Annotated in this window: 17 protein-coding genes; 11 read left to right on the top strand and 6 right to left on the bottom strand. The window is 61.1% G+C overall.

All coding sequences use genetic code 11. The annotated features are described in order from the left end of the window. Nucleotides 1–157 precede the first annotated feature (157 nt). A complete protein-coding gene (locus ASG68_RS04905; protein WP_062585041.1) occupies nt 158–889 on the top strand; it encodes a GntR family transcriptional regulator in 732 nt (243 codons plus the stop codon). Here ASG68_RS04905 and ASG68_RS31115 read toward each other — a convergent pair. Then, entirely contained in the window at nt 866–1,084 is a 219-nt protein-coding gene (locus tag ASG68_RS31115; protein WP_156384811.1) for a hypothetical protein, read from the bottom strand. The two genes, ASG68_RS04905 and ASG68_RS31115, sit on opposite strands and share 24 nt — an antisense overlap. Here ASG68_RS31115 and ASG68_RS04900 point away from each other — a divergent pair. From ASG68_RS04900 to ASG68_RS04855, 10 genes are all read left to right on the top strand, one after another. After that, nucleotides 1,049–1,441 (top strand): hypothetical protein, encoded by a 393-nt coding sequence (locus ASG68_RS04900; protein ID WP_062585039.1) that lies wholly within the window; start codon nt 1,049–1,051, stop codon nt 1,439–1,441. The genes ASG68_RS31115 and ASG68_RS04900 overlap by 36 nt on opposite strands. Before the next feature lie 233 nt (nt 1,442–1,674). Then, nucleotides 1,675–3,069 carry an FAD/NAD(P)-binding protein gene (locus tag ASG68_RS04895; RefSeq protein ID WP_062585037.1) on the top strand — a complete coding sequence of 465 codons (1,395 nt, stop codon included), beginning with the start codon at nt 1,675–1,677 and terminating at the stop codon, nt 3,067–3,069. A gap of 269 nt (nt 3,070–3,338) precedes the next feature. Then, nucleotides 3,339–8,792 (top strand): alpha-2-macroglobulin family protein, encoded by a 5,454-nt coding sequence (locus tag ASG68_RS04890; RefSeq protein ID WP_062585035.1) that lies wholly within the window; start codon nt 3,339–3,341, stop codon nt 8,790–8,792. Between the two features lie 47 nt (nt 8,793–8,839). Then, on the top strand, nt 8,840–10,876 hold the full coding sequence (gene pbpC / locus ASG68_RS04885; protein WP_244484116.1) for a penicillin-binding protein 1C: 2,037 nt from the start codon (nt 8,840–8,842) through the stop codon (nt 10,874–10,876). Between the two features lie 187 nt (nt 10,877–11,063). Continuing rightward, the gene (bcsN, locus tag ASG68_RS04880) at nt 11,064–11,990 is read left to right on the top strand and encodes a cellulose biosynthesis protein BcsN (RefSeq protein WP_062585031.1); all 927 of its coding nucleotides are present in this window, start codon (nt 11,064–11,066) and stop codon (nt 11,988–11,990) included. Between the two features lie 105 nt (nt 11,991–12,095). Further along, nucleotides 12,096–14,282 (top strand): UDP-forming cellulose synthase catalytic subunit, encoded by a 2,187-nt coding sequence (gene bcsA / locus ASG68_RS04875; protein WP_062585028.1) that lies wholly within the window; start codon nt 12,096–12,098, stop codon nt 14,280–14,282. Further along, a complete protein-coding gene (locus tag ASG68_RS04870; RefSeq protein ID WP_062585026.1) occupies nt 14,279–16,645 on the top strand; it encodes a cellulose biosynthesis cyclic di-GMP-binding regulatory protein BcsB in 2,367 nt (788 codons plus the stop codon). Before bcsA ends, ASG68_RS04870 begins: the two co-directional genes overlap by 4 nt. Then, nucleotides 16,645–17,694, top strand: coding sequence for a glycosyl hydrolase family 8 (locus ASG68_RS04865; RefSeq protein ID WP_062585024.1), 1,050 nt, complete (start codon nt 16,645–16,647; stop codon nt 17,692–17,694). Before ASG68_RS04870 ends, ASG68_RS04865 begins: the two co-directional genes overlap by 1 nt. Beyond that, the gene (locus ASG68_RS04860; RefSeq protein WP_062585022.1) at nt 17,691–19,877 is read left to right on the top strand and encodes a tetratricopeptide repeat protein; all 2,187 of its coding nucleotides are present in this window, start codon (nt 17,691–17,693) and stop codon (nt 19,875–19,877) included. Before ASG68_RS04865 ends, ASG68_RS04860 begins: the two co-directional genes overlap by 4 nt. 62 nt (nt 19,878–19,939) lie before the next feature. After that, complete coding sequence (locus tag ASG68_RS04855) at nt 19,940–20,491, top strand: glutathione peroxidase (RefSeq protein ID WP_062585020.1); 552 nt, start codon at nt 19,940–19,942, stop codon at nt 20,489–20,491. Between the two features lie 17 nt (nt 20,492–20,508). On the opposite strand, the gene ASG68_RS04850 is transcribed toward ASG68_RS04855, so the two are convergent. The 5 genes from ASG68_RS04850 to ASG68_RS04830 all read right to left on the bottom strand — a co-directional run bounded on the left by ASG68_RS04850 (nt 20,509) and on the right by ASG68_RS04830 (nt 26,330). Continuing rightward, nucleotides 20,509–22,218 carry a dihydroxyacetone kinase family protein gene (locus ASG68_RS04850; protein WP_062585018.1) on the bottom strand — a complete coding sequence of 570 codons (1,710 nt, stop codon included), beginning with the start codon at nt 22,216–22,218 and terminating at the stop codon, nt 20,509–20,511. After that, complete coding sequence (locus ASG68_RS04845) at nt 22,215–23,168, bottom strand: sugar phosphate isomerase/epimerase family protein (protein ID WP_062585015.1); 954 nt, start codon at nt 23,166–23,168, stop codon at nt 22,215–22,217. Before ASG68_RS04845 ends, ASG68_RS04850 begins: the two co-directional genes overlap by 4 nt. Before the next feature lie 38 nt (nt 23,169–23,206). Beyond that, on the bottom strand, nt 23,207–24,745 hold the full coding sequence (locus ASG68_RS04840) for a tripartite tricarboxylate transporter permease (RefSeq protein WP_062585014.1): 1,539 nt from the start codon (nt 24,743–24,745) through the stop codon (nt 23,207–23,209). Between the two features lie 33 nt (nt 24,746–24,778). After that, nucleotides 24,779–25,279, bottom strand: coding sequence for a tripartite tricarboxylate transporter TctB family protein (locus ASG68_RS04835; RefSeq protein WP_062585011.1), 501 nt, complete (start codon nt 25,277–25,279; stop codon nt 24,779–24,781). A gap of 61 nt (nt 25,280–25,340) precedes the next feature. Then, nucleotides 25,341–26,330, bottom strand: coding sequence for a Bug family tripartite tricarboxylate transporter substrate binding protein (locus ASG68_RS04830; protein ID WP_062585009.1), 990 nt, complete (start codon nt 26,328–26,330; stop codon nt 25,341–25,343). Nucleotides 26,331–26,338: the final 8 nt, after the last annotated feature.

The following is a 26,338-nucleotide window of genomic DNA, read 5'->3' as shown; positions in this document are numbered from 1 at the left end:
GTTTTTTATTGTCAACCACTGGGTCGTGCGGATTTTGCATGGATTGATGCGGGAGCGCCATGGATAAGCCGAATGCAGTCCAAAGCCAGCAGTTGACCTTTGCAAATTTGTCAGACAAGAACAAACAGCATTGCCATAAATTAGCAAGAGGTCATTATTGGACGAGCCCATTCGCGATACCCGCACATTGGTCATCCAGTTGCGCGACCGTATCGCCAATCTCATCAAGGACGACGGACTGAAGCCGGGTGACAAGCTGCCAACGGAGGCGCAGCTGACGCAGCGGTTCAAGATTTCGCGCCCGGCCGTGCGCGAGGCACTGAAATTACTTGAACAGGACGACGTCATCTTTGTCGAGCATGGGCGCGGCAGGTTCGTCTCCGCCATGTCCGCGGTGAGCGTCGACCGGCCGATCACGGTGTTCGAGAGCGTCACCGATATGACGCAGCACTATGGCTACAAGACCGACAATCGAGTTCTTTCCATTGCAGAGGAAGAACCGGACTCGGCCACTGCCGAGCAGCTGCAGCTTGCGACCAGCGAGCGGGTAATCCGGCTCGAACGCCTGCGGCTGCAAAATGACGAGCCGATCATGTATTGTATCGACTACATACCGCGCCAGATCATTCCGGCACGTCTGTTCGACGTGGACTGGAGCGGTTCGTTGTTGTCCTTGCTTGAACGCTATCGCCACCGGCCTCGGATGTCCTCCGCCAAGGTCTCGGCCGTGATGCTGCCTCATGATGTCGCCGAGCGCCATGATCTGCGCGGCTTCGGCCCGGCACTGCTCATCCGTGAGACCTGTTTCAATACAGCCGGCGTTCCGGTCATCCATGCAATAGACTACCATCGCGGCAGCCATTTTTCATTCAGCCTCGTGCGGAAATAGGGCACCGAACATCGTTTCAGGCAAAGCCATTTGCCAACTGAACTGAAGGCTGCAAATTTTTTTGCAACCGCGTGGAACAAACCCGTTCCTGGCGTGTTTTGGCGTCAGGTCGATTTCTGTCGGCACCAGCACCGTGTTAACAACGATGAGGATGTGCAGATGAACAACCTGTTGCCCGACCTTCATGAAGGTCATGCCCCCATCACCTTGCATCAACTGTTTCGGGACGCGCTTGAAGCCTATGACGACTGGGTCGACGGCGACGATGTCCCGATGGTTTATCATCAAGGCATGCCCGTCTCTATCGCAGCCGTTTTCGATCGCATGCGGGACTGCACGGATATCCTGCCCAACAATATGGTCAGTGCAATCACCGAACGCCTGACCAAGCCCTGGAGCAGCGATAGCCCGCTCGACGAAATGACCTTTTCAACGGCTGCCCGGGTCATGGGCGTCATGGTGCGCAAACGGCAGAAGCGGCATGGAAGCGGTGATATCGACGCCTTTATCCGTCGATTCGAAAAACCGCGTGGCAGTGTCATCCATCGCTAGGATCAATCCCATCCGATTGACGCCGCCCCGACCCATTGGGGCGGCGTTTCTCGATGTAGGCGGGATAAGTAACAGAAATATTTCAGAGAATTTCCGGATGTGAAAACGACTTGAATCCGGGCCTTCTCCGTGCCTAAAATGGACAAAATAGATAGAGTATGCCGTATATTTGGCGTTTGCATGTGGGTGCCCAGGTTCAACCATCCAGCCGCATGATGCGGGGAGCAAATGATATGACGGTACACGGATTTTCGTCGCCTTTCGGCCTTAGGGACGAGCCCTTGCAGATCGCCGTTGTCGGTCATGGCTTTTCCGGCCTGATGATGGCGATCGCGCTTTTGAAGACGGTGAGCCAGCCCTTCCAGTTGCGCCTGTTCGATCCCCGGCCGATCGTCAGCGGTGGTCAGGCTTTGGCCACCGCCCGGTCCACCGAAATCCTCAATAGCCGTGCCCGTGACCTGTCGGTTTCGACGGGCGAGCCGAAGGATTTTACCCGTTGGCTGCAGGCCAATGCGCTGTTCCGCGAGGCGGTGTCGGCCGCCATTCCCGGTTTCGGCCAGATCTTCGTACCGAAATCAACTTTCAGCGACTACGTGTACCAGCGGTTTTCCGAGGCGCTTGCCCAGCGCAAGGATGTCATCGTCCAGATGTCCAACGAGCGCATTACCGGGCTGCGCCGCAATGACAATGGCCTGTTCACGCTTGGCCTCGATGACGGCAGCGAAGCCGTCTATGATACGGTGATCCTAGCGACCGGCTACGGCATGAAGGCGCCGGTGGAGCCAGTGCGCGAGGAGCGACAGACCCGTTTGCTGCAGCCGGCGGCAGCATCGCGGCATGTTGTCGTGATGGGCAATGGCCTGCGGGCTGTCGATCAGGTCCTGCAATTGCGCGACGGCGGCTTTACCGGACGCATCACAATCCTGTCGCGCCGGGGGTTCCTGCCGCAGCCGCATACGCGCATGCCGGCGGATGCCGTCTTCCCGACGCAGCCAATGCCGTCGCAACTGCGCAGCATTGTCCGTTTCGTTCGCAAGGCTTGCGCCCAGGCGGAGGAAAATGGCTGGAGCTGGCAGGCGGCGATGAACGGCCTGCGCAAGCGCGCCCGCACGCTCTGGGCATCCTTGCCTCCGGCCGAGAAACGGCAGTTCAACCGGCATCTGCGCGCCATCTACGACAGTCACCGCAACCGTCTGCCGGCGGACGTTCATGCGCGGTTGGAGCGCGAGTTCGCGGGTGGCCTGACCGAACTGAAGCGAGGGACGACGCTCAGGCATTTGTCCGACGGTCTGCTGGTTCGCTGGGCCGGACAGTCCGACGAGGAAAAGCTCGTCGCTGACGAGGTGATAGACTGCCGGTGTCTCTCCCCTGATCTCACGGCACCTGTTGTCAGCGATCTGCTGCGGGCGGGTCTCGCCACCACGGACGAGTTGAACCTCGGCCTCGCGGTCAACCCGTCCGGCGAGCTGCTAACCGAGAGGGGCCGGCCGGTCGGCCTGTTCGCAATCGGTCCGTTGGGGCTCGGCTCGCTCCCCGACATTGATCTGGTCCCGGAAATCGTCACGCAGACCTATGCAGCCGCGACGCTGATCAATGCCCGGTCTCAGCCGCAATTGCAGGCAAGCTGATCGATTTGACGCTTCGGGACGCTGCACGACGGCGTTTGAGAACGCCGACAGCCCGTTCGCGTGCTGTTTCGCGAGGTGCATTTCGTAGCTTCGGGAAAAACGCGGGTAGCACTGTTTTTCTTCGCTTCGCTGCGATTAAACCGTGACCTTCAACCGTTAACCAGCGCAGAGACCACGATCGGTCGCTGCCCATCCTCGGTTGACAAACTCCAGGCGAGCTTGAAGAGTACAACCGGTCAGAACGGCAGCGTTGGGGAGGACTTATGTCTATGCGCGCGTTTATCCGATTTTCTGCGATTATTCTGGGTACCCTGGTGCTTTCACCCGCCTCGCACGCGGCGGAGACCGGGCGTCATATCGTGACAACGGAAAATTCCGATTACTTCGGCTTCGATCTACGCACGGAGCAGGACGTGTCGCTGGCCGAATGCAAGGCAGTGTGCATCGCCGACTCTTCCTGCCGGGCCTTCACCTACAATCCGAAGGTGAAATGGTGCTTCCTCAAGTCCGACTATAACAAGCTGAACACCTTCAACGGTGCGATCGCAGGCAAGATTGCGGATACCGCGTCCACCGAGCCTGACATTGGCGCGCCGCCGGCGCTGCCCTTCGTCACGGAGCAGTTGCTGAGCGATGCCCGCACGGCAAAGGACAATCTGGCCAGCTTCAAGGAGCAGGATGTTCAGGGGCTGTATGGCCGTATCGCGGCCGGTAACCGTGAACTGGCAGCTGGCAATGTCGCTCCGGCCGTGAAGGCTTTCGTGGGCGCGCTGGCTATCACGCCGGATGATGGTGAGCTTTGGCTCGAAGCTGCGAAGGCGGGAAACCGTGTCTATGGCAACACCGATTTTGCCGTGCAGGCCTCTCTCGCCGCGCTGAATGCCTACCAGTTGTCGCGGACGACCCGGTCGCGCGCCGATGCGTTGGCGGAACTGGCGACGGCCTACAAGAATTCGGAAAACTTCCGCCCGTCGCTCGACGCGTATAAGGCGAGCCTGGCACTGGCCGAGTCAAAGTCCGTTCGCGCGGCCTATCTCGATCTGCGCTCGCGTCAGGGCTTCCGCGTTACCGAACATACGATCGATTCCGACGGCGCCATCCCGCGCGTCTGCGTCCAGTTCTCGGATCCATTGGTCAAGCTCGGCGTCGATTACACACCCTATGTCACGCTTGATGGTGACGCTCCAAAGGCGCTCGAAGCCAAGGGAAGCGAAATCTGCGTCGAGGGCCTGAGCCACGGCCAACGCTACAAGCTTGCCTTCCGCGAGGGCCTCCCGTCCTCGATCACGGATGAGCCGCTGGCGACGACCGTCAATCTCGACGTCTATATTCCCGATCGCACGGCCATGGTCCGTTTCACCGGCGACAGCTTCGTTCTGCCCGGCACGGCTCGTCGCGGCATTCCGCTGGTATCAGTCAATACCTCCAGCGCCAATCTCAAGCTCTACCGTATCGGTGACCGCAATATCGCCTCGCTGCTCACAACCTCGCAATTCCTGACCCAGCTCGATGGCTATAGCGCCCAGCGTATCCAGGACGAGAATGGCGAACTGGTCTGGCAAGGCGCGATCGATATCGCCACCGACCTTAACAAGGAAGTGGTGACCAGTTTCCCAGTCGATGAGGCACTGCCGCAACGCAAGCCCGGCGTTTATGTCCTGACGGCTGTCTCGGAGACGGCGCCCAGCAATGAATGGGATAGTCAGGCAACGCAGTGGTTCGTGATTTCCGATATCGGCCTGTCGACCTTTTCCGGCACTGATGGCCTCTCGGTCTTCGCCCGTTCGCTGGCAAGCGCCAATCAGCTTGATGGCATAGAGCTGACGCTGCTCTCCAAGAACAACGAAGTGCTCGGCACCGCAACCACCGATGCCGATGGTCGCGCGACGTTCGACGCCGGCCTGCTGCGCGGCACGGCCGCCATGGTGCCAGCCGTCATCACCGCGAAAAGAGGCAATGACGATTATGTCTTCCTGGACCTGACCCGCGCCGGTTTCGACCTGTCGGATCGTGGTGTCACAGGACGTACTGCGCCGGGCGCGATCGATATCCTGACCTGGACCGAGCGCGGCATCTACCGGGCCGGCGAAACGGTGCATGTTTCCGCGCTGGCCCGCGACAGCGCGTCAGTGGCGATCGAAAAGCTGCCTCTGACCTTCGTCTTTATGCGTCCCGATGGCGTCGAAGACCGTCGCCTCGTCAGCGATGGCGGACAGGCGGGTGGTTACGCCGTCGATCTGCCGCTGCAGCCCAATGCCATGCGCGGTACCTGGATGGTGCAGATATTTACCGATCCGAAGGGCACGGCGATCAGTGAAAAGCAGTTTCAGGTCGATGACTTCGTGCCGGATCGGATCGAGTTCGATCTGGCCAGCACAGTCAAGCAGATCGATCCGGAACAGCCGACTCCGGTCACCGTTGATGGTCGCTTCCTCTATGGTGCGCCGGCTGCAGGGCTGGAACTTGAAGGCGAACTCGCTCTTAAGCCGACGCGCGAAAGCCCGGACTTCAAGGGCTATTTCTTTGGGCTTGCCGATGAGGAAGCCACGGAAGATAGCCGCACGACGCTGGAAGGCCTCGAGCCGCTGGACGAGGACGGCAAGGCGACCTTCGATGTTGACCTGACCGACACGCCCTCCACGACGCAGCTCCTCAACGCCACGATCACTGTGCGGGTGCAGGAAGCTGGTGGCCGGGCGGTCGAGCGTTCGCTCAGTCTGCCGGTCAAGCCGGAAGGCGAGACGATCGGCATCAAGCCGGAATTCACCGGCGAGCTTGCTGAGAACGCCGTTGGCAAATTTCACGTCATCGCTGTCGATGCCACCGGTGCGAAAGTGGCCAAGACCGGACTGGGCTGGAAGCTTCTGCGCGTCGAGCAGGATTACCAGTGGTATCGCGACGGAACCTCGTGGAAATACGAGCCGGTAATTTCGACCAAGCAGGTCTCCACAGGTCGCCTCGATGTGACGCCGGACGGCGGCGAGATTGCCGTCTCGGCCGATTGGGGCCGTTACCGGCTCGAAGTCGAGACGGCGGATCTCGATGGGCCGACATCGAGCGTCGAGTTCGATTCCGGCTGGTATGTCGCGGCAAGCTCGACTGAGACGCCGGATGGTCTGGAGATCGCCCTCGACAAAGAACACTATGCCATCGGCGAAACGGCAAAGCTTCGGGTGTCGCCACGTTTCGCCGGCGAGGTTCTCGTTACCATCGGCTCAGAAAAGCTGATCGGTACGAAGACGGCGACCATTCCGGCCACGGGCGGCGAGGTGGATGTCCCGATCACCGCTGATTTCGGCGCCGGCGCCTATGTCACCGCGACGCTCTATCGTCCCGGCGATGCACAGGAAAGCCGCATGCCGATGCGCGCCATCGGCGTGAAGTGGCTGGCTGTCGATCCGGCAGACAGGAAACTCGCGGTCAAGATCGATCTTCCGGAAAAGACGCTGCCGCGCCAGACGCTGAATATCCCGGTCTCGGTGACCGGTGCAGGGGTGGGCGAAGAGGCCTATGTCACGGTTGCCGCCGTCGACGTCGGTATTCTCAATCTCACCCGCTATGAAGTGCCCGATCCCGACGGCTGGTATTTCGGCCAGCGCCAGTTGGGTCTCGAAATCCGCGATCTCTATGGACGCCTGATCGACGGCTCGCTCGGTGCCACCGGCCGGCTGCGCACCGGTGGTGACGGTGGAGAGATGCCGCTGCAGGGAAATCCGCCGACCGAGCAACTGGTGGCCTTCTTCTCCGGCCCGGTCCAGCTAGACGAGAATGGCAAGGCCATCATCAGCTTCGACATCCCGCAGTTCAACGGTACCGCCCGTGTCATGACCGTCGCTTGGTCGAAGACCGGCGTCGGGCATGCAAGCACGGATATCGTCATCCGCGATCCGGTCGTCGTCACCGCAAGCCTGCCGAAATTCCTCGCCCCCGGGGACAAGGCCGAACTGAGGCTCGATATCTCCAATACCGACCATCCTGCCGGGGATCTGACGCTCAAAGTCAGCAGTAATTCCCCGGTGGCCATCGATGCGGCCGAGGCGCAGCAGACCTTCAGTGTCAAGCCGGGCGGGAAGTTTGACCTGACCCTGCCTCTGTCCGGCGTTCACCCCGGCAATGCCGCCATCTCGATCGAGCTGGCGAGTGCGGATGGCCTGTCGCTGCAGCAATCGGTCTTCGTTCCGGTTCGCCCCGCCGCGCTGCCGGTCACCACCCGTCACCCGGTCACCCTCCAGCCGAATGCCAGCCTGAAAGTGGATGGCGAGCTTCTGGCCGAAAGCATGTTGCAAGGATCCGCCGTCAGCATCAGCGTGACGCGGTCGGCGGCCTTCGATATTCCGGCGCTGCTGACATCGCTCGAGCGTTATCCCTATGGCTGCGCCGAGCAGACCACGAGCAGGGCGTTGCCGCTGCTGTACTTGAGCGAACTCTCCAAGCAATCCGGCCTGCCGGATGAACCGGATGTCCAGAAGCGGGTGCAGGAAGCGATCTACCGCGTTCTGTCCTACCAGTCCTCGACCGGCAGCTTCGGCCTGTGGTCCCCGGGCTCGGGCGATCTCTGGCTCGATGCCTATGTCACGGATTTCCTGACCCGGGCGCGCGAGCAGAAGTACCAGGTGCCGGATCAGGCCATGGTGCAGGCGCTCGACAATCTGCAGAATTCGCTGAGCTATGACAGCGACATCAAGAGCCAGGGCAATGAAATTGCATACTCGCTCTATGTGCTCGCCCGCAACCGCAAGGCCGCGATCAGCGACCTGAGATACTATGCCGATACGAAGCTGTCGGAATTCCCGACTCCGCTCTCGAAAGGTCATCTGGCTGCGGCGCTTGCCCTCTATGGTGATGCGCAGCGTTCGCAAAGCATCTTCGAGCAAGCGCTGGCGATGTCGACGGCCACGACCAATGCCAGCCTCGACCGGTCGGACTACGGCTCGCCGCTGCGCGACGATGCCGCTGTCCTGACACTGGCTGCTGAGGCCCGGCCGGTGCCGACGATCATTCCGCAACTGTCCAAGATCGTTGCCCGCGAATGGGAGCATCAGTCCTACACCTCAACTCAGGAACAGATGTGGACGCTTTTGGCCGCACGCGCCATCCAAGGCGGTGACCAGGACCTGAAGCTCGATATCAACGGAACGGCGCGCAGCGGTGGTTATTCCGCCCGCCTGACCGGCGACGAGGTTCTCGACCAGCCGATCACGATCAGCAACAAGTCGAGCGATCCGATAGCTGCGGTCGTTACAACGCTTGCCGCGCCAGCCTTCCCGTTGCCCGCCGGCGGCAATGGCTTCAGCATCCAGCGCACCTACTACACGCTGGATGGCGAGGAAGCCAATATCACCCAGGCGAAGCAGAACGAGCGCTATGTGGTCGTCATCAACGCGACCGAGAGCAATGCCTGGTCGTCGCGCGTGCTGATCACCGACCTGCTGCCGGCCGGTTTCGAGATCGACAATCCGACTCTCGTCGATAGCGCCAAGCTTTCGAATTTCGAGTGGATCGGCGAGGTTGAGGCGGCGCATACGGAGTTCCGAAGCGATCGTTTCGTTGCGGCTTTCGATCGGTCGAGCGGTGACGACCGGGCGATCACCGTCGCCTATGTCGTCCGCGCGGTCACACAAGGCACCTATGATCATCCGGCCGCCAGCATCGAGGATATGTACCGTCCGCAGTTCTCCGCGCGCACCGCCATGGGGCGCATGGAGGTCCAGGCGGTCGAATAATGTCCATCTGGTGGAAAGCACTGGCTGCACTGACCGGCTCCGCGCTGATGTGCGTCGCCCTGATAGCCGGCATCGACGCGGCGGATCGCGCCTATCCGCCGCCGCTGGCGAAGGCAAGCATGGTCTCAGCCGAGGTGCTCGACGCAGACGGGCAGTTGCTGCGCGCCTTCGCGACGCCGGAAGGCCGCTGGCGGCTGCAGACCAAGGCCGCCGATGTCGATCCGCAATTCGTCCGCATGCTCGTCGCCTACGAGGATCAGCGGTTCTTCGAACACAAGGGTGTCGACCCCTGGGCGCTGATGCGCGCGGCCTATCAGTTCGCCATCCATGGGCGGATCGTGTCCGGCGCGTCCACCCTGTCCATGCAGGTCGCCCGTCTGATCGAGCCGCGGGAAGGGCGCTCTTTCGGCGCGAAACTCCGCCAACTGGTTCGGGCCGTGCAGATCGAGCGGCGTTTGAGCAAGGGCGAAATCCTCGATCTGTACCTCACCCATGCGCCCTATGGCGGCAATCTGGAGGGCATTCGCGCCGCAAGCCTCGCCTATTTCGGCAAGGAACCGCGCCGCCTGACAGTTTCCGAAGCTGCCCTCCTGGTCGCCCTGCCGCAATTACCGGAGCGACGTCGACCGGACCGGCATCTGAAGGCTGCGGAGACAGCCCGCCAACGTGTCCTGGAGCGCATGGCTGTTTCGGCCGTGATCGGGGAAGGGGAGGCGCAGCGCGCGGCGTCCTTTGCGGTGCCGACGCGGAGACTGCAATTGCCGGCCTTTGCAGCCCATCTGGCTGAAGCCGCCCTTCGCAAGGAACCGAAGGTGATGCAGCATCACACAACGCTTCGCCGGCCGATCCAGAAAGGGCTTGAGATGGTTGCCCGCGAAGCTGCGGGCAGGCTCGGTCCCAGAGTATCGATCGCAATGGTGATGGCTGATGCGCGAACCGGCGAAATCGTCGGCGAGGTGGGGTCGGCGGATTATTTCGATGCCAGCCGTTCGGGCTGGATCGACATGACCCGGATGCCGCGCTCTCCTGGCTCGACCCTCAAGCCGTTCATCTACGGTCTCGCCTTCGAGGAAGGTCTCGTTTCGCAGGAAACGATCATCGAGGACCGCCCGGCCGATTTCTTCGGCTATCGTCCGCGCAATTTCGACATGACCTATCAGGGCGATGTCAGTATCCGCGAGGCATTGCAATTGTCGCTCAATGTGCCTGCCGTCCGGTTGTTAAATGCTGTCGGGCCGAGCCGCCTGATGATGCGCTTCCGTCGCGCCGAGGTTCGACCGATCCTGCCGCCGAACGAGGCGCCGGGATTGGCGATCGGCCTCGGCGGCCTGGGCATCAACCTGAAAGACCTCGTGCAACTCTACGCGGCGCTTGCCAACCGCGGCAAGCCGGTGAAACTCGGTGACGGCATTCAGGGCGAGCCCGGAGCAATCGAGAGCGAACCAATACTCGATTCCGTCGCTACCTGGCAGATTGCCGACATTCTGTCGGGTGTCTTGCCGCCGAAAGGTGCGGTCCAACGCGGTATCGCCTACAAGACGGGAACGAGCTACGGATATCGTGATGCCTGGTCTGTCGGTTTCGATGGGCGCTATGTTCTGGGCGTGTGGGTCGGTCGGCCGGACAACGGTGCCGTCCCGGGCCTCACCGGCTACGGCACCGCCGCACCGATCCTGTTCGAAGGTTTCGCCAAGTCGGGTGTTGCCATCACGCCGCTGCTGCGTGCGCCTGCCGGGGCGGTGCGCATCGCCCAGTCGCAACTGCCGATCAGCCAGCGCCGTTTCTCGCTCAATGCCAGCGGTCTCGTCTCCGCCTCTATCCGGGAAGCGGCACCGCAGATCGTCTATCCGCCGGAAGGCGCCAGGGTTGAGTTGGGTGTCGATACTGCAGGTTCGCCGATGCCCCTGGTCCTCAAGCTGCAGGGCGGCCGCGCGCCGTTCCGATGGTTGGCCAACGGCAAGCCACTCGCCGAGACATCGCGGCGGCGGGTCAATCAATGGGTTCCGGATGGTGCCGGTTTCTCGACATTGACGGTCATCGACGCCGCCGGTCGGGCCGCGACCGTTCGGGTGTTTCTCAACTGAGAACATCCGCCGGTTAGTTTTAAATCGCGGGCCGCACCCTAAATTAGCAACTCCAAATTGTAACCTGTCATGAATTGGGATTCACGAATGCGGCCGCATCCTTTAACAGTGGCTATGATTCGACGTGCCGTGATTCGAAAACCGGATTTGGCATTTGGTGGTTTCCGGGGAATAAGACGGGGTTTTTTTGGCTTTTCCAGACGTCACATTCTTGCGCGCTGCCTTCGCCGGCATCGCTCTGACGCTGGTTCTTACCGGCTGCGCCGCGCGCGAGGGCGTACGACTTGCCGATAGCGCAGTGACCGTTTCCGAGGAAACTGCGCTCGCCATGCCGCCGCCTGGCGGTCCGGCCATCGTCAATATCGTCGAGCGGCGCTTCAGCAACGCAACCCAGCAGGACATTTTCCTGTTCACCTCAGCCTCGACGCCCGGTCAGAATGTCATGCGCGTGCAGTTGTTCGGCCCGGTCGGCTTCGAGCGTGATAGCGACAAGACCCTCGGCTATTCGTCGATCCGTGCGACCGACATCGCCAAGGAAATCCGCCGGGAATTGCCGGGTGTTGCGCTGCGACAGTCGCCGCTCTACCTGCAGAACAATTATGGCCCATTCGGCTATGCCTTCGGCAAGAGCCATCAGAATGATTCCTGTCTCTATGGCTGGCAGCAGATCCGTTCACCGGAGGCCGCACGAACTGTCTTCCAAAATCGCGGCACGATCCAGGTTCGTTTGCGCATCTGCGAAGAAGGTGCCAGCGAGGAAAGACTGCTCGCGATCATGTATGGATACACGATACGCGCCGGCTTCAGCGCTCCAGGATGGAACCCCTATGGCGAACCGCCGAGCGCCGATCCGACATTGGGGCAGACCGGAAATCCGATCTATCCGAAGACCGACGCGCTTCGAAACGCACCGTCCCTGACCGAGGACGAACCGGAGCCGCGCCCTGTTGTGAGGCGGGTTCGCACCGCTCCGCCGGTCAAAAAAGTGGAAACGGTCAAACAACCGGCCGCTGAAGAAACCATTCCTTTACCAACAACCACGGATATAGATGCAGTCGTTGTTCCTTCTCCCGACTGTGTGACACAGTCAGACGGCGCCACGCAGTGCAAGTAGCCTCGGCACAGTGCTGACTGCCACGGCAGTTCAAGTCGACCGCGGCATTCAGGCTAAAGTCGACCAGCATTGCAGCATCGGTCGGCCTCGTGAAAGGCAGCAACCATGCGCAAGGCCGGCATTATTCTATTCTGGGGAATAACATCCCTTTGCCTGCTCGCGCTGGTCAGCCTTCCGATCAATCTGCAGACCCAGTTGATCGCCAGCATCACTGTCGTCACTTTCATGGCGGTCATCAAGATCCTGCGAGCTGAAGGGATCTGGCGTTTGACGGCGCTTGCCTTCGGTACGGCGATCGTCATGCGCTATGTTTACTGGCGCACCACCAGCACGCTGCCGCCGCTTAACCAGCTTGAGAATTTCATTCCCGGCTTCCTGCTCTACCTCGCCGAAATGTACAGCGTTACGATGCTGGCACTCAGCCTGTTCGTCGTCGCCATGCCGCTGCCCCCGCGTCCGTCGCGCGCGGCATCCGAGGGCAAATATCCCAGCGTCGATGTGTTCGTTCCGACCTATAACGAGGACGAGGCCCTGCTCGCCAACACGCTGGCCGCCGCCAAGGCAATGGACTATCCCGCTGACAAACTGACAGTGTGGCTGCTGGATGACGGCGGTACCGTCCAGAAGCGTAACTCGGCCAATCTCTTGGAGGACCAAGGGGCGAAGGCGCGGCATCAGGATTTGCAGGTCCTTTGCCACGAACTTGGCGTGAATTACCTGACGCGCGAGCGAAATGAACATGCCAAGGCGGGCAACCTCAACAACGGCATGGCCCATTCGCAGGGTGAATTGCTCGCGATCTTCGATGCCGACCACGCGCCGGCGCGTGATTTTCTCCTGGAGACCGTCGGATATTTCGAGGACGACCCGAAGCTTTTCCTCGTCCAAACGCCACACTTCTTCCTTAACCCCGACCCTGTCGAGCGAAATCTCAGAACCTTCGAGCGGATGCCGAGCGAGAACGAAATGTTCTACGGCATCATCCAGCGCGGTCTCGACAAGTGGAACGCCTCCTTCTTCTGCGGCTCGGCAGCGGTTTTGCGCCGTAAGGCACTTGAGCAGACCGGTGGGTTCAGTGGTGTCAGCATCACCGAAGATTGCGAGACGGCAATCGATCTGCATGCCAGCGGGTGGAACAGCGTCTATGTCGATCGCCCGCTGATTGCCGGGCTGCAGCCGGCAACCTTCGCCAGCTTCATTGGCCAGCGGAGCCGTTGGGCGCAGGGCATGATGCAGATCCTGCGGTTCAAGTTTCCGCCGCTCAAGCGCGGCCTGTCGATCCCGCAACGGCTTTGCTACACCTCATCGACACTGTTCTGGCTGTTTCCGTTTCCGCGTACGATCTTTCTCTTCGCGCCGCTCTGCTATCTGTTCTTCGATCTCGAGATATTCACCGCGTCCGGTGGTGAGTTTCTGGGCTACACGCTTGCTTACATGCTCGTGAACTTGATGATGCAGAACTATCTCTATGGATCGTTCCGCTGGCCCTGGATCTCGGAACTCTATGAATACGTGCAGACGATTCATCTGTTGCCAGCCGTCGTGTCCGCGATCCTCAATCCGCGAAAACCAAGCTTCAAGGTGACGGCGAAGGACGAGTCCGTTCTCGTTAGCCGCCTGTCGGAAATCAGCCGCCCATTCTTCGTTATCTTTGCTGTTCTGCTGCTTGCGCTGGTGGTTACCGTCTACCGGGTTTACACAGTACCTTACACCGCCGACGTGACGCTGGTGGTCGGAGGCTGGAACCTGTTGAACCTTATTCTCGCCGGTTGTGCGCTCGGCGTCGTGTCGGAGCGTGGCGAGTACAGTGCGACGCGAAGGGTAAAGGTGACACGGCGCTGCGAATTCGGGCTGGACGACCAGTGGTATCCGGCCACGATCGACGATGTGTCCGCCAACGGTGCTCGCGTCAATGTCTTTGCCAAGAATCTTGCGTCGCTACCAGTCGATACGCGGGGCATGATCCGGTTCAAGACCCATGGCGGCGATACCGAGGAAATCCTTCCCGTCGCGGTCCGCAATACGTCGGTCGCCGGCGACATCATCACCATCGGCTGCCTTTACCTGCCGGAAGTGGCGCGCCATCACAGCCTCGTCGCAGACCTGATCTTCGCGAACTCGCAGCAATGGACCCAGTTCCAGCTGTCGCGCCGGGGCAATCCGGGCCTGTTTCGCGGTACGATCTGGTTCTTCGGCCTGGCCTTCTACCAGACCACGCGCGGTCTTCTCTATTTCTTCAGCAATCCGGCCGCACGCGACAAGGCGCGCAGGCTGGCGGAGGCAAAGAAATGAGGCGATCCGTCGTTCTTGCGTTCGCGCTGCTCGCCCTCTCGCATGTTTCGGTGCATGCCCAGACGCTGCCGTTCGACATGACGCCGGACCGACCGGCCGACAGCCCTGTTTCCAATACACCTGCCGTTACAGTGCCGGCGGATGGCGCGGGGGCCGGCGACACACCGGCGACAGGTGTTACGGATACTCAAGCCGATCCGTCCGCAACCGCGGCCGAACCGTTCCACCGGTTCATCCTGCCCAACGGCAATCTCGGATTGACCGGTGAATTCGACGACCGCACATGGTCCGTCTATCTGACGCCGCAGCAGGCGGCTATCGGCTCAAAGCTGAATATCGGTTATCAGAATTCCATCTTCGTCGCACCGGAAGTGTCGCGCCTCTCCCTGGAGGTCAACAATGCCCGGATGGCCGACGAGCCCGTGCGTTCACCCGACTCCGTGTCCGACCTGAGCTTCGATATCCCGAAAGGGCTGCTCAAGCCGGGCGCCAATCTGATCCGGCTGCGCGCGAACCAGCGCCACCGCACCGATTGCACCGTTCAATCGACCTATGAACTCTGGTCGAATATCGATGCGCAAAGGACCTATCTGAGTTTTGCCGATAATTCGGCCCAAGCGCTGCAGAGTTCCGACGACATTCGTGCCATCGGTGTCGATGAGAATGGACTGACGCGGTTCAATTTCATCGTGCCCGCATTGGAGCAGCCGGGAGCGACGATACCGCTGATGCGACTTTCGCAAGGTCTGGCGCTGCTCGCCAATATGCCGAACCAGGCCTTTTCCTTCGAGACACAGGGACTGCCGGCACCCAAGGCCGGCGAGATGACGGTCCTGGTGGGGACACCGGCCGAAATCCAGCCGCTTCTGTCAACCGTGCCTTTGGGAGCTGCCTCGGCGCCGGTTGCAGGATTTGTAACGGACCCCAACACCGGATCGCCCATCCTCGTCCTCAGCGGGCCGACATGGCAGGCCATCCAAACTGCGATCGAGAGTATCGTCGCGTCGACTGATGTCGACGTGACCACGCGTCGCGAACTCTTGGCAACACAAAACTGGCGGTCTCCGGATGCGCCCTTCCTCTTTGCGGACACCCGGCTCAGCTTCGCCCAGCTTGGCCTGAAGACCGAGCAATTTTCGGGTCGTCGTTTCCGTACGAATTTTACTGTTGGTATCCCCTCCGATTTCTACGCGGACGCCTATGGAACGGCTCTCATCCTACTCGATGCCGCCTATTCGGAAGCAGTGCTGCCGGGCAGCCATGTCGACATTTATGTCAATGGTTCGATCGCCTCGACTGTCCCGATCACCTCTTCCGGCGGCGGTATCCTGCGGCATTTGCCGATCAACGTGACGATGCGGCATTTCCGGCCGGGCGTGAACACGATCGCCATCGAAGCCCTTATCGAGACCGAGGATGACAAGGTTTGCGCTCCGGGTGCAACCGGGGTGGAGACGCCGCGTTTCGCACTATTCGATACGTCTGAATTCCACATGCCGGATTTCGCTCGCATCGGTCAGTTGCCGAACCTGGCCGCCCTGTCGGGAACGGGCTTCCCCTATAATCGGAGCCAAGAAGCCATTCCGCTTTCCATCGACCGGGTCGATGCCGACACGCTGTCCGCGGCGGCAACGGTTCTCGGACGCATGGCCGTCGGCGCCGGGCACCCGATTCCGGTCGAAACCATCGCATCGCCGGCCCTAATCGGCAACAGGAGCGCGATCTTCATCGGTTCGCTCTCGCAGATGCCGCAGATGGTTTTCACCCGGATGAATATTGCCGAAACCGCCCGCAACACGTGGGGACCCGATCCAGGCGACGAACCGGAGGGAGTCGATACGGAGGCGACATTCGATGAATGGCGGCAGAAATTGCGTGGGGGCATTTGGAGTGGACAGATCAGTTCCTTTGAGGACTGGGTGAAACGCAATTTCGACATCTCCTTGTCGTCGCTGCGTTTTGCGCCGACCACCGAGAGCAGCTTCACGCCCTCGAACGAAGCGTCGCTGCTCATTGCGCAAGGGGCGAGCCCGGACGGGACGGGCACGTGGTCCGTAGTCGCCGCTCCCAGCGGGCGGGATTTGCGCGAAGGCGTCGAAGCGGTCAGCACGCTCGCCAACTGGTCGCAGCTTGCAGGCCACATCACCACCTATCGACGTGGCACGAAGACTGTCGAAACGGTCCCGGTGAACGCATTCAACTTCATGCCCACCCAGCCGGCGTCGGTTTCGAACTATCGGCTGATCGCCGCCAATTGGCTGTCGACCAACATCCTGTCCTACGCCATGCTGCTTTCGGCACTGGGCGTTCTTCTCGGGCTTGCGACTGCAGCGCTGCTGACCAATCTCGGACGGAGAAAATGATGGGCAGGATGCTTGCAGCGCTTCTTGCAGGCATATTCGGCGTCTGCCTTGCAGTTGCCCCAGTCGCGGCGCAGCAGCCTGTCATCGCAGCCGAGGCATGGAGTGCGTACAAGGCCAAATTTCTCGATCCGTCTGGCAGGATCATCGATGATGGCAATGGCGGCATCAGCCATAGCGAAGGGCAGGGCTATGGGCTGCTTCTCGCAGTGCTCGCCGGCAGCCAGCCGGATTTCGATTTCATCTGGTCTTTCACACAGACGGAACTGTTGCTGCGTGACGACGGACTTGCCGCCTGGAAATGGAGCGAAGCCGCAAAACCGCATATTACCGACATCAACAATGCGACGGATGGCGATATTTTGATTGCCTATGCGCTCGGTCTCGCCGGGCGGCAATGGAATAGACCCGACTACACCCAAGCGGGTTCTCGCATCGCCCGCGCCATCCTTGACCGCACACTTCTCCATCAGGGAGACCGAAGTGCGCTTCTGCCCGCCGCTACAGGGTTTTCGGCCCGCGATCGAAAAGACGGCCCCGTGGTCAATCCATCCTACTGGATTTTCGAAGCCTTTCCTGTCCTTGACCAGTTGGCGCCATCGCCCGAATGGGCAAAGCTGCGTAACGACGGCATTGCTCTCATCACTGATTTCCACTTCGGCCCAAAGCAATTGCCCGCAGACTGGGTTTCGCTGATGTCTCCGCCGAAACCAGCGGAGGGCTTCCCGGCAGAGTATGGCTACAACGCCTTGCGCATCCCGCTTTACCTCGTGCGTGCCGGCTTTACAGACCGGCAACTGCTCGACCGGTTTCGCCGGCAAACCTTCAGCGCAAACGGCACATTTACAACCATTGATTTGGAAAGCGGGAACATAAGGAGCAACCATTCCGATCCAGGTTATCGAATTATTAACCATATTCTGGCCTGTGTAGTGGACAAAACGAGGCTACCGGCAGATCTCAAACAGTTCACGCCGACGCTTTATTATCCTTCGACGCTCCATCTGCTGGGGTTATCGTTTATCGCTGCAAGTCAGCCGGAGTGCTTATGAAGTCGACCTTCATCGCTTTGTCAGCAGCGATTATCGCCGTCGGCGTTGTCAGCGTGAAGAAGCCTGATTATGTGAAGCATATCATCAGCGTGTTTTCCCCGGCGGGCGAGGAGGAGCGTACGCCGTTTGTAACGCGCGTTGCGGAGCAGAAGGTCGAGGCGCCCGCAGAGAAAAAGCCGGCGCCGGTCTTTCAGGAAGTGAAGCGGCCGGTCCAGCCGCCCGTCGATACCGTGGTGACGGCTGCGATGGACAAGAAGGTGGACGAAAGCGCTCTGCGTTATTTTGCGAGCCGTGGCGATACCGCGCGATTGCAAGCCGAAATTTCCCGCCTGAAGGCGCTCTATCCCGACTGGACGCCTCCCAAGGATCCGCTGGCTATACCTCAGAACGAGGACAAGCAGCTTGAAACGATGTGGGACCTCTATGCGCAGGGGCGCTACACCGATGTCCGCAAGGCAATTGCCGAGCGGCAGGCAGCAGAACCCGCCTGGAAAGCCCCGGCGGACCTGATCGACCGCTTGGCCGTAGCGGAGGCGCGCACGCGCTTGATCAATGCCTCCGATCTAAAGCAATACGAAACGGTGGTTCGGATCGGTTCGGAAACGCCGAGCCTCTTGACGTGTAGCGAAGTCGATGTCCTGTGGCGCGTCGCGGAAGCGTTTTTTCGCACCAACAAGGCGCAGCGGGCCAATGACGCCTACACCTATATTCTTGCCAATTGCCAGAACAGCGCGGAGCGGCTTGCCACTGTTCAGAAAGCAGCGGCTCTCCTTCCTGCCAAGGATATCGAGGCACTTCTGACCCGCGAAAAAGTCGCGCCGGATGGAGCAAGGGAATTTGACAGTATCCGCGACGATCTCGCGCGCCGCTTTGTTGCCGAGGCCAATGCGGACGGCAAGATCGTTGTTTCACCGGAATACGTGTCCCGCGTCGAGCGGCTTGCGGAAACCGGCGGCCTTGCGTCTGACGCCTTGCTACTGGGCTGGTACTACCTGCCGCGGGGCGACATGGAGGATGCCGAGAAGTGGTTCCGCCGCGCCCGTGACAAGGAGGATTCAGCCTCTGCGTCCCAAGGCCTGTCGCTTGTCCTGATTGATCGTGGCGTACCGCAGGATGCGGAGGATGCGATGTATCGTTGGCGCGATACATCCGAGGATGCAAAGGCGGTCTATCTTGCCGCAACCGCCAACCTGCTGGCGCTCGATCCACCCGCGTCGATCAAGAGCGAAGTCCTCAAACGTATTGCCACGGAAACGATCAAATCGCGGGATGCGGCCACTGCGCAGCAATTCGGCTGGTATGCGCGCGCGCTCAACCAGCCGCAGACGGCAATCAAGTGGTTCAAGACCGCCCTCGGTTGGAAACTCGATGACGAGCCGTCTGCCTATGGTCTCGCCGTCACCTATCTTCAGGTGGAGGATGCAAAGGGCCTGGCCGAAATTCAGCGGCTTTGGGCCGGACGTTCTGAGCGCATCGCCAGAGCCGGCGAGGAAGAACAAACGGAAGAGAAGACGACCGAGTTGCAGGTGCCCGCCACCGAGGAAGCTGCCGTTGTTGGTGGCCAGGCACGTAGACCGGCGGCCCGAGTTGTCGTCGTGGCGGGTGAGCCACAGGAAACCGAGATCGTTGTCGAGCGTGTCCGCCCACGCGGGACCGCGAACACGGGACGTGGATGCAAGACAACCGTTGACCCACAGATGCTTGCACCGGAAGCAGCCCTGACACGCGGCTGGTGCCTGATGGAGATGAACAGACCGATGGAAGCAGCGGCCGCTTTCGAGGTCGGCTTGCTCGGTTCCTCCGCCAAGACCCGCGAAGACGCCGCCTATGGCCAGAGCCTCGCCTATCTGCGTGCCGGATTGGCGAGCAAGGCTGCGGTTTCCGCCGTCAAGGCACCGCAGAATCGCAAACGGGCCTATGAGCTTCAGAGCGCTATTCTTGCGGACAAGGCTGTGGCCGCCTTCGATGCCGGACGTGCGCGTGAAGCAATCCTTGTTCTTGACCAGTTGAAGCAGATCGGGCCGGAACGGACGGACCTTCTGTCGCTTCGGGGCTACGCCTATCTGAAACTGAAACGCTACGCGGACGCGCGTCAGGTGTTCGAGGCGCTGGCCGCGATCGGCAATCGCGACGGTCAGCGTGGACTTGGCATCCTCTACCGGATATTCAACGACCACGAATGATCGGCGCAGCGGAGAACTGACGCCGGTGCCATTGAAACGTCGTTGAAGCGGAGTGGAAAATCGTGACATCGTCCCCCTTGGATATCCCGGTCAAGACAGCGGACGGCAGCCAGACGACGCTTGAGGCATATCGCGGTCGTGTGATGCTCGTCGTCAACGTCGCCTCGAAATGCGGACTGACGGTTCAATATGAGGGACTGGAGAAACTGTTCGAGGCAAAGCGTGACGAAGGCCTCGTCATCCTGGCTTTCCCGGCGAACGATTTCATGGGGCAGGAGCCCAGCACCGAGGCTGAAATCGTCGAATTCTGCACCAGCACTTACGACGTGCAGTTCCCGATCTTCGCCAAGATCTCCGTCAAGGGCGCTAGCGCCCATCCGCTCTATCAGAGCTTGACGGAAACAGCGCCCGAGGCGATCGGTGAAGGGCCGATGCGCGAGCGTCTGAAGGGCTATGGCGTCGTATCCGACGATCCGGCCGACGTGCTGTGGAACTTCGAAAAATTTCTGATCGGCCGCGACGGTCAGGTTGCCGCCCGGTTCGCACCGGATGTCACGCCGGATGATCGCCGGCTGGTTTCGGCGATCGAGAAGGAATTGGCGCGCCACAACTGACGCGCCAGCTAGTCAAGTTATTGGCGGGAGAGATAATCCCGCGCCACCCGGGTGACCATCGCCAATGAAATCGCACCGGCATCCGGGTGCCCGATGCTCTTTTCAGCCAGAGGACGGGCACGGCCCAGTTTGGGCGTCAGCGCAGATGTTGCGTCCGCAGCAGCCGTTGCGGCGTTTGCCGCCGCCGCCCAGGCTTCTGTCAGTGACTTCCCGCCGGCGGCTTCTCGTTCCAGCGCCTCGACAAATGGGACCAATGCATCAACGAGCGTCTTGTCGCCTACCCGCGCCCGCCCGAGACGGGTGACGCCATCGAGCGCCAGTCGCGCACCCTTGACGGCGGCGTCCTTTTCGATGGCCTCGTTGTCGCTCAGCGCATTACTCCAGGAACGAAGCAGCAATCCCCAGATCGCACCGGATGTGCCACCGGCCCGATCGGCCCAGGCATCGCCGGCCACGGCAAGGACGCTGGCCGCCCCGGCACCTTCGGCAACGGCGGCGTTTGCCGCATCCAATGCCGCCGCTGAGCCGCGACGCATGCCCTGTCCGTGATCGCCGTCGCCCGCCTGCGCATCGATCCGGCCGAGTTCTTCCTCGGCATCCTTCAATGCCCCGGCGATTTGCGACAGCAGGCCGCCGATGCAAACGCCTGCGGCCTTCGACGCTGCGGAAGAGGGGGCAAACACGCTCTGTCCGTCGGCGTCCTCGATAGCGTCGGTCGCCGGTTCGGTGGCAAAGGACGCACCACGCCGCAGCACCGGCGTATCGCAGGGCGCCGACCACAGCGTTTCCAGTTCGTCATCCAGCCAGAGCAGTGTCAGCGAGCAGCCCTGCATGTCGAGACTGGTGACGAATTCACCGGCTTCCGGTGCGACAATCTCCAGTTCGGCATCGGCGAGAAGTCCAGAAATTGTCGTCCAGAGCACGAACAGCTCTTCATATTTCGTGGCACCGAGGCCGTTCAGGACAACGCCGACCTTCTTCGTCCCGGCAGGGCGTTCGACGAGAAGCTTTTCGGTCAGCAGCTTGGCCAGATCCCTGGCCGAAACGATCTTTTCTTCCTTGATGCCGGGTTCACCGTGAATGCCGAGACCGAGCGCCATCTGGCCGTGCGGAACGGTGAAAAGCGGGGCAGGCGCGCCGGGAAGGGTGCAACCCTTGAACGCAACGCCGAAAGACACGGTGCGGCCGTTGGCAAGCCGCGTCACGCGCTCGACCTCATTGAGGTTCATGCCGGCTTCCGCTGCCGCGCCCGCGATCTTGAAGACCACCAGGTCACCGGCAATGCCGCGGCGCTTGGTGCTTTCTTCGGCGGCAGCGCTCGCGACATCGTCCGTGACCGGCACGATCCGGACGTCGATGCCCTCTGCCCGAAGCCGCTCGGCCGCAACGCCGAAATTCAGAACGTCGCCGGCATAGTTGCCAAAGCCCAGTAGGATGCCGCCGCCCTGGTCGGCGTGACGGCAAACGCGCGCAACAGCTGCCGTCGATGGCGATGCAAAGACGTCGCCGGCCACCGCGGCATCGGCAAGGCCGGGACCGACATAGCCTGCAAACGCCGGGTAGTGCCCGGAGCCGCCGCCGATGACGACCGAAACCTTGCCCTTCGGCACCTTGGTCGATCTGACCACGCCGCCCTTCACATGGCGGACATAGCGGCTGTAGATCGCGGCAAAACCGGCCAGGGCAGTGGAGGCAAATTCCTCCGGAGCGTCGAAGATCGTAGTCATGGCTTGTGTCCTTGGTCGCGAGGCAGGATTCGCCTCAGATAGTCGCGGTTCGTGGCGCCGACGGAAAGCCCGTCACCACCATAATGTTCACAAAGAAACGGGCTCGAAAAGCCATGCGCAAACGCCATCCGAATTGCGGTGCGATAATTGATGATCCCGGATTCGAGTGGTGCCGGATGCGTCACGGTCACGCCCGATGCCGGATCTTCCGTGCGGGTGTAGTTCTTGACGTGCCAATATTTGGCATACGGCGCGACCTTGGCCATCATCTCCTGCCAGTGCTCCACAGGCCTGTGCAGGCGGATAAGGTTGCCGAGATCCGCGTTGATGCCGACATTGGCAAGGCCGACATCCGTCACGAAGCGAACGGAACTGTCGGCCGTTCCGAGATAGGTATCCTCATACATTTCGAGCGAAACCTCGATGCCGAGTTCCTCTGCGTGGCGGCCGAGTTCGCGGATGCGCGACACCGCCTTTTGCCAGATGGCCGGATCATCCGGGTTCTTCGCGCCATCGACAGTCCAGAACCAGAGTGCCTTCTTCTGCGCTGATGTCAGCGGTTCGAACAGGCCGAAGGAGACGGAGCCTGCTCCGATCGCCTTTGCCGTATCGATCACCCGATGCCCATAGGCCAGGTGTGCATCGCCGTCGCGGGCGTCGATGACACTGCGGCGGGAGGTGGAGATGGCCGGGACAGTCAGCCCCAGCGACCGGGTGAGGCTCATGAAATCGTCGAGTCGTGACGCCGGAAGATCGGCCAGCCGCAGCCAGCTGTCGGTTGGGTCGAGCTCGGTGAAGCCGGCGTCGACGACATCGTCGAGCGTCGCTGCCCATTCCTCAACGGACTGGTCCTGAACGGACCGGCCATCCGGGAGAAAGCCGGGATACTGGATCATTGCGGCCGCGATCGGCCAGGTTTCTCTGTTCCATCGACGCGGTTCGGCTGTCATGGTGCTTTCCTTGCGATTTCGGGAGGGTCGGCGGTCGTTCAGACCGCCGGTTTGCCATCGTGGGTGCTGGTCTCGATTTCGGTCTTGCGGCCACGGGCAAGCCCGATCAGCCAGAAGACCAGCGGCGAGAGTAGCAGTGCCAGCCCGAGCGCCATCAGGCCGGTGACGAGGCCGTTCGACCAGAAGATCGACAGTGAACCGTTCGACATCAGCATCGATTGCCGGAAGGCATCCTCAGCCTTGTCCCCGAGAACCATGGCCAGCACGAGCGGCGCCAGCGGATAATCGAGCTTCTTGAAAATGTAGCCCAGGATGCCGAAGCCAATCACCAGCCAGATATCCATGACCGAATTGGCGACCTGATAGGCGCCGGAGAAGATCACGGCGACGATGATCGGCCCGATGATGGCAAACGGCACGCGCAGGATCGAGGCGTAGAGCGGCACGGTGGCAAGCACCAGGATGACGGCGACGATATTGCCGAGATACATCGAGGCGATCAGGCCCCAGACGAAATCCGGACGGTCGGTGAACAGGGTCGGACCAGGCGTCAGGCCCCAGATCATCAGTCCGCCCATCATTACCGCTGCCGTGGCCGAACCCGGCACGCCGAGCGCCAGCATCGGCAGGAGCGCAGAGGTTCCGGCCGAGTGATCGGCGGTTTCTGGCGCAACGATGCCGCGCGGGTCGCCCTTGCCGAACATCGATTTGTCACGGGCCGACCGGCGGGCAACGCCATAGCTCATAAAGGAGGCTGCAGTCGGCCCGGCCGGCGTGACGCCCATCCAGATGCCGATGATGGTCGAGCGCAGGATGGTGAACCAGTAGCGCGGCATTTCCACCAGCGTGCGGCCGATTTCCGAGAGGCGTACGCGCGCCTTGATTCCTTCGAAGCGCAGGCCTTCCTCGGTCGTGAGCAGCAGTTCACCGATGCCGAACAAGCCCATGACGGCGATCAGGAAGGAGACGCCCTTGATCAGTTCCGGAATGTCGAAGGTCAGCCGCAGGTTGCCGGAGATCGTGTCCATGCCGACCGAGGCCAGCGCAAAGCCGAGCATCATCGAGACCAGCGTCTTGAAGGGCGATTGCGCGCCCATCGAGATGAAGCTGGCGAAGGCCAGGAAATAGACGGCGAAATATTCAGGAGACGAGAAGCGCAGGGCGAAATTCGCGACCCAGCCGGACAGAAGCGTGATCATGACCACGCCGGCCAGGGCGCCGATACCGGCGGAGACGAAGGCTAGCGTCAGCGCACGGCTCGCCAGTCCGGCCTTGGCCATCGGATAGCCATCGAAGGTCGTGGCGACGGACGAGGGTTCGCCGGGAATATTGAACAGGATGGAGGTGGTCGAACCACCGAACAGCGCGCCCCAATACATGCAGGAGAGCAGGATGATCGCCGAGATCGGGTCCATCGAGAAGGTGAGAGGCAGGAGCAGCGAGACACCGTTGGGCGCACCCAACCCCGGAAGGACTCCGACGAGAATGCCGAGCGTGACGCCGAGCATCATCAGCAGGATGTGGTTGAAGCTCAGGATATGGCCGAAGCCGTCGATCAGGAGACCGATATTTTCCATGTCTTTCCTCCTAAAGACAAGAAGGCGGCGGGATCAGTAGATCCCGAACCATGCCTCGACCGGTCCTTTCAGGAGCGGAACCTTGAAGCCGATTTCGAAAACGACGAAGAAGAAGAGGGCGACCGCAATGCCGGCGGGCGGGCCGATCCACCATTTGTAGCGCCCCTGGAATGTCATGGCGCCGGCAATGTAGAGCGCCGTGCCGACATAGAGACCGAGAAAGGTGGAAATGCCGGCAAAGGCGACGAGCGGCAGCAGGAAGGACAGGACCACCTTGAAGCGTGCGGCCTCGAAACTGATCTCGCCGCTGCCGCGATGCTTGATGAGCGCGGCCACGAGATTTGCGATACTGCCGAGCGCGATCAAGAGGCCGATATAGAAGGGAAAATATCCCGCATCCGGCCCCATGTCCGTCCATCCCGTTCCAGCCTCGCTAGACCCAATGCAGACGGCAATACCGAAGGCGCCAGTCAGGAGGGCGACGCCCACCTCCATGGCGAAACGGGAAACTCCGCTGGTGCTGTTCTCACTCATCGTTTGACCTTTCCGATGGGAGCGGACGCCATCATGGCGCCCGCGAGGAACCTTGGGAGGTTCAGTTTGCCAGCCAGCCTTCACGCTTCAGCACTTCGCTGACGGATGCTTCGTTGCCCTTGATGAAGTCGGCCAACTGGGGGCCGCTCAGATAGTTCGGCGATTGCGAGGTATCAGCAAGATATTTCGCCCATTCCGGCGTTTCGGCTACCTTCTTCAGCACGCCGGCGTAGAAATCCACCACCTCTTGGTCGACGCCAGCCGGAAGCCAGACAGTGCGCGGCATGGAATAGCTTTCGATCGGAATCCCGGAGTCCTTGCAGGTCGGGATGTCGCCCCAGGACTGTTCGCCGGCAACCTTGTCGGTGCTCTGCAGCTTTTCCGTCTTGAAGACGCAGAGCGGCTTCACCATCCCGGCCTGCCACTGGCCGAGATTTTCGCTGGGATTGTTGACATTCGCCGCGATGTGCTCGCCTGCCAGCTGAACGGCCGCTTCGCCTCCGCTCTTGAACGGAATATAGCCGAGCTTCGCGCCGGTCGCGTCGTTGATCATCGAGGTGAGGATCTGGTCGACATCCTTCGACTGGCTGCCGCCGACCTTATAGTCGCCGGCTTCCTTGGCCTTGGCGACGAAGTCTGCAGCGGTCTTCACTTCGGCCTTGCCGTTGACCCAGAGAATGAACTCGTCGGAGGCAAGCGCCGCAACGGGCGTCAGGTCAGCCGACTTGTAGGGGACCTTGGCGCGAACGGGCAGGAGATAGGCATTATTGGTGCCGAAAGCCAGCTTGTAGGCATCGCCGCTGTAACCAGCCGTGTAGACGAAGCCTTCCGCGCCACCCGCGCTGCCCTTGTTGGTAACGATGACCGGGGCCTTCATCAATTCGTACTTGCCGATGATCGCCTGGATCGTGCGGGCGAAGATATCAGTGCCGCCGCCGGGGCCGGCGGTCACGACGAATTCGACCGGACGATCCGGTTCGAAGGCGAAGGCCGGGCTGGTAACGCCGAAGGCGGCAACCATGATGCATGCAAGAGAGACGGACGTTTTCATCTTAACTC

The sequence above is a fragment of the Rhizobium sp. Leaf453 genome, from assembly GCF_001425605.1.
Lineage (GTDB): Bacteria > Pseudomonadota > Alphaproteobacteria > Rhizobiales > Rhizobiaceae > Pararhizobium.
The sequence above is the reverse complement of the archived record's forward strand: the minus strand, read 5'-3'. Positions and strand labels throughout refer to the sequence as shown.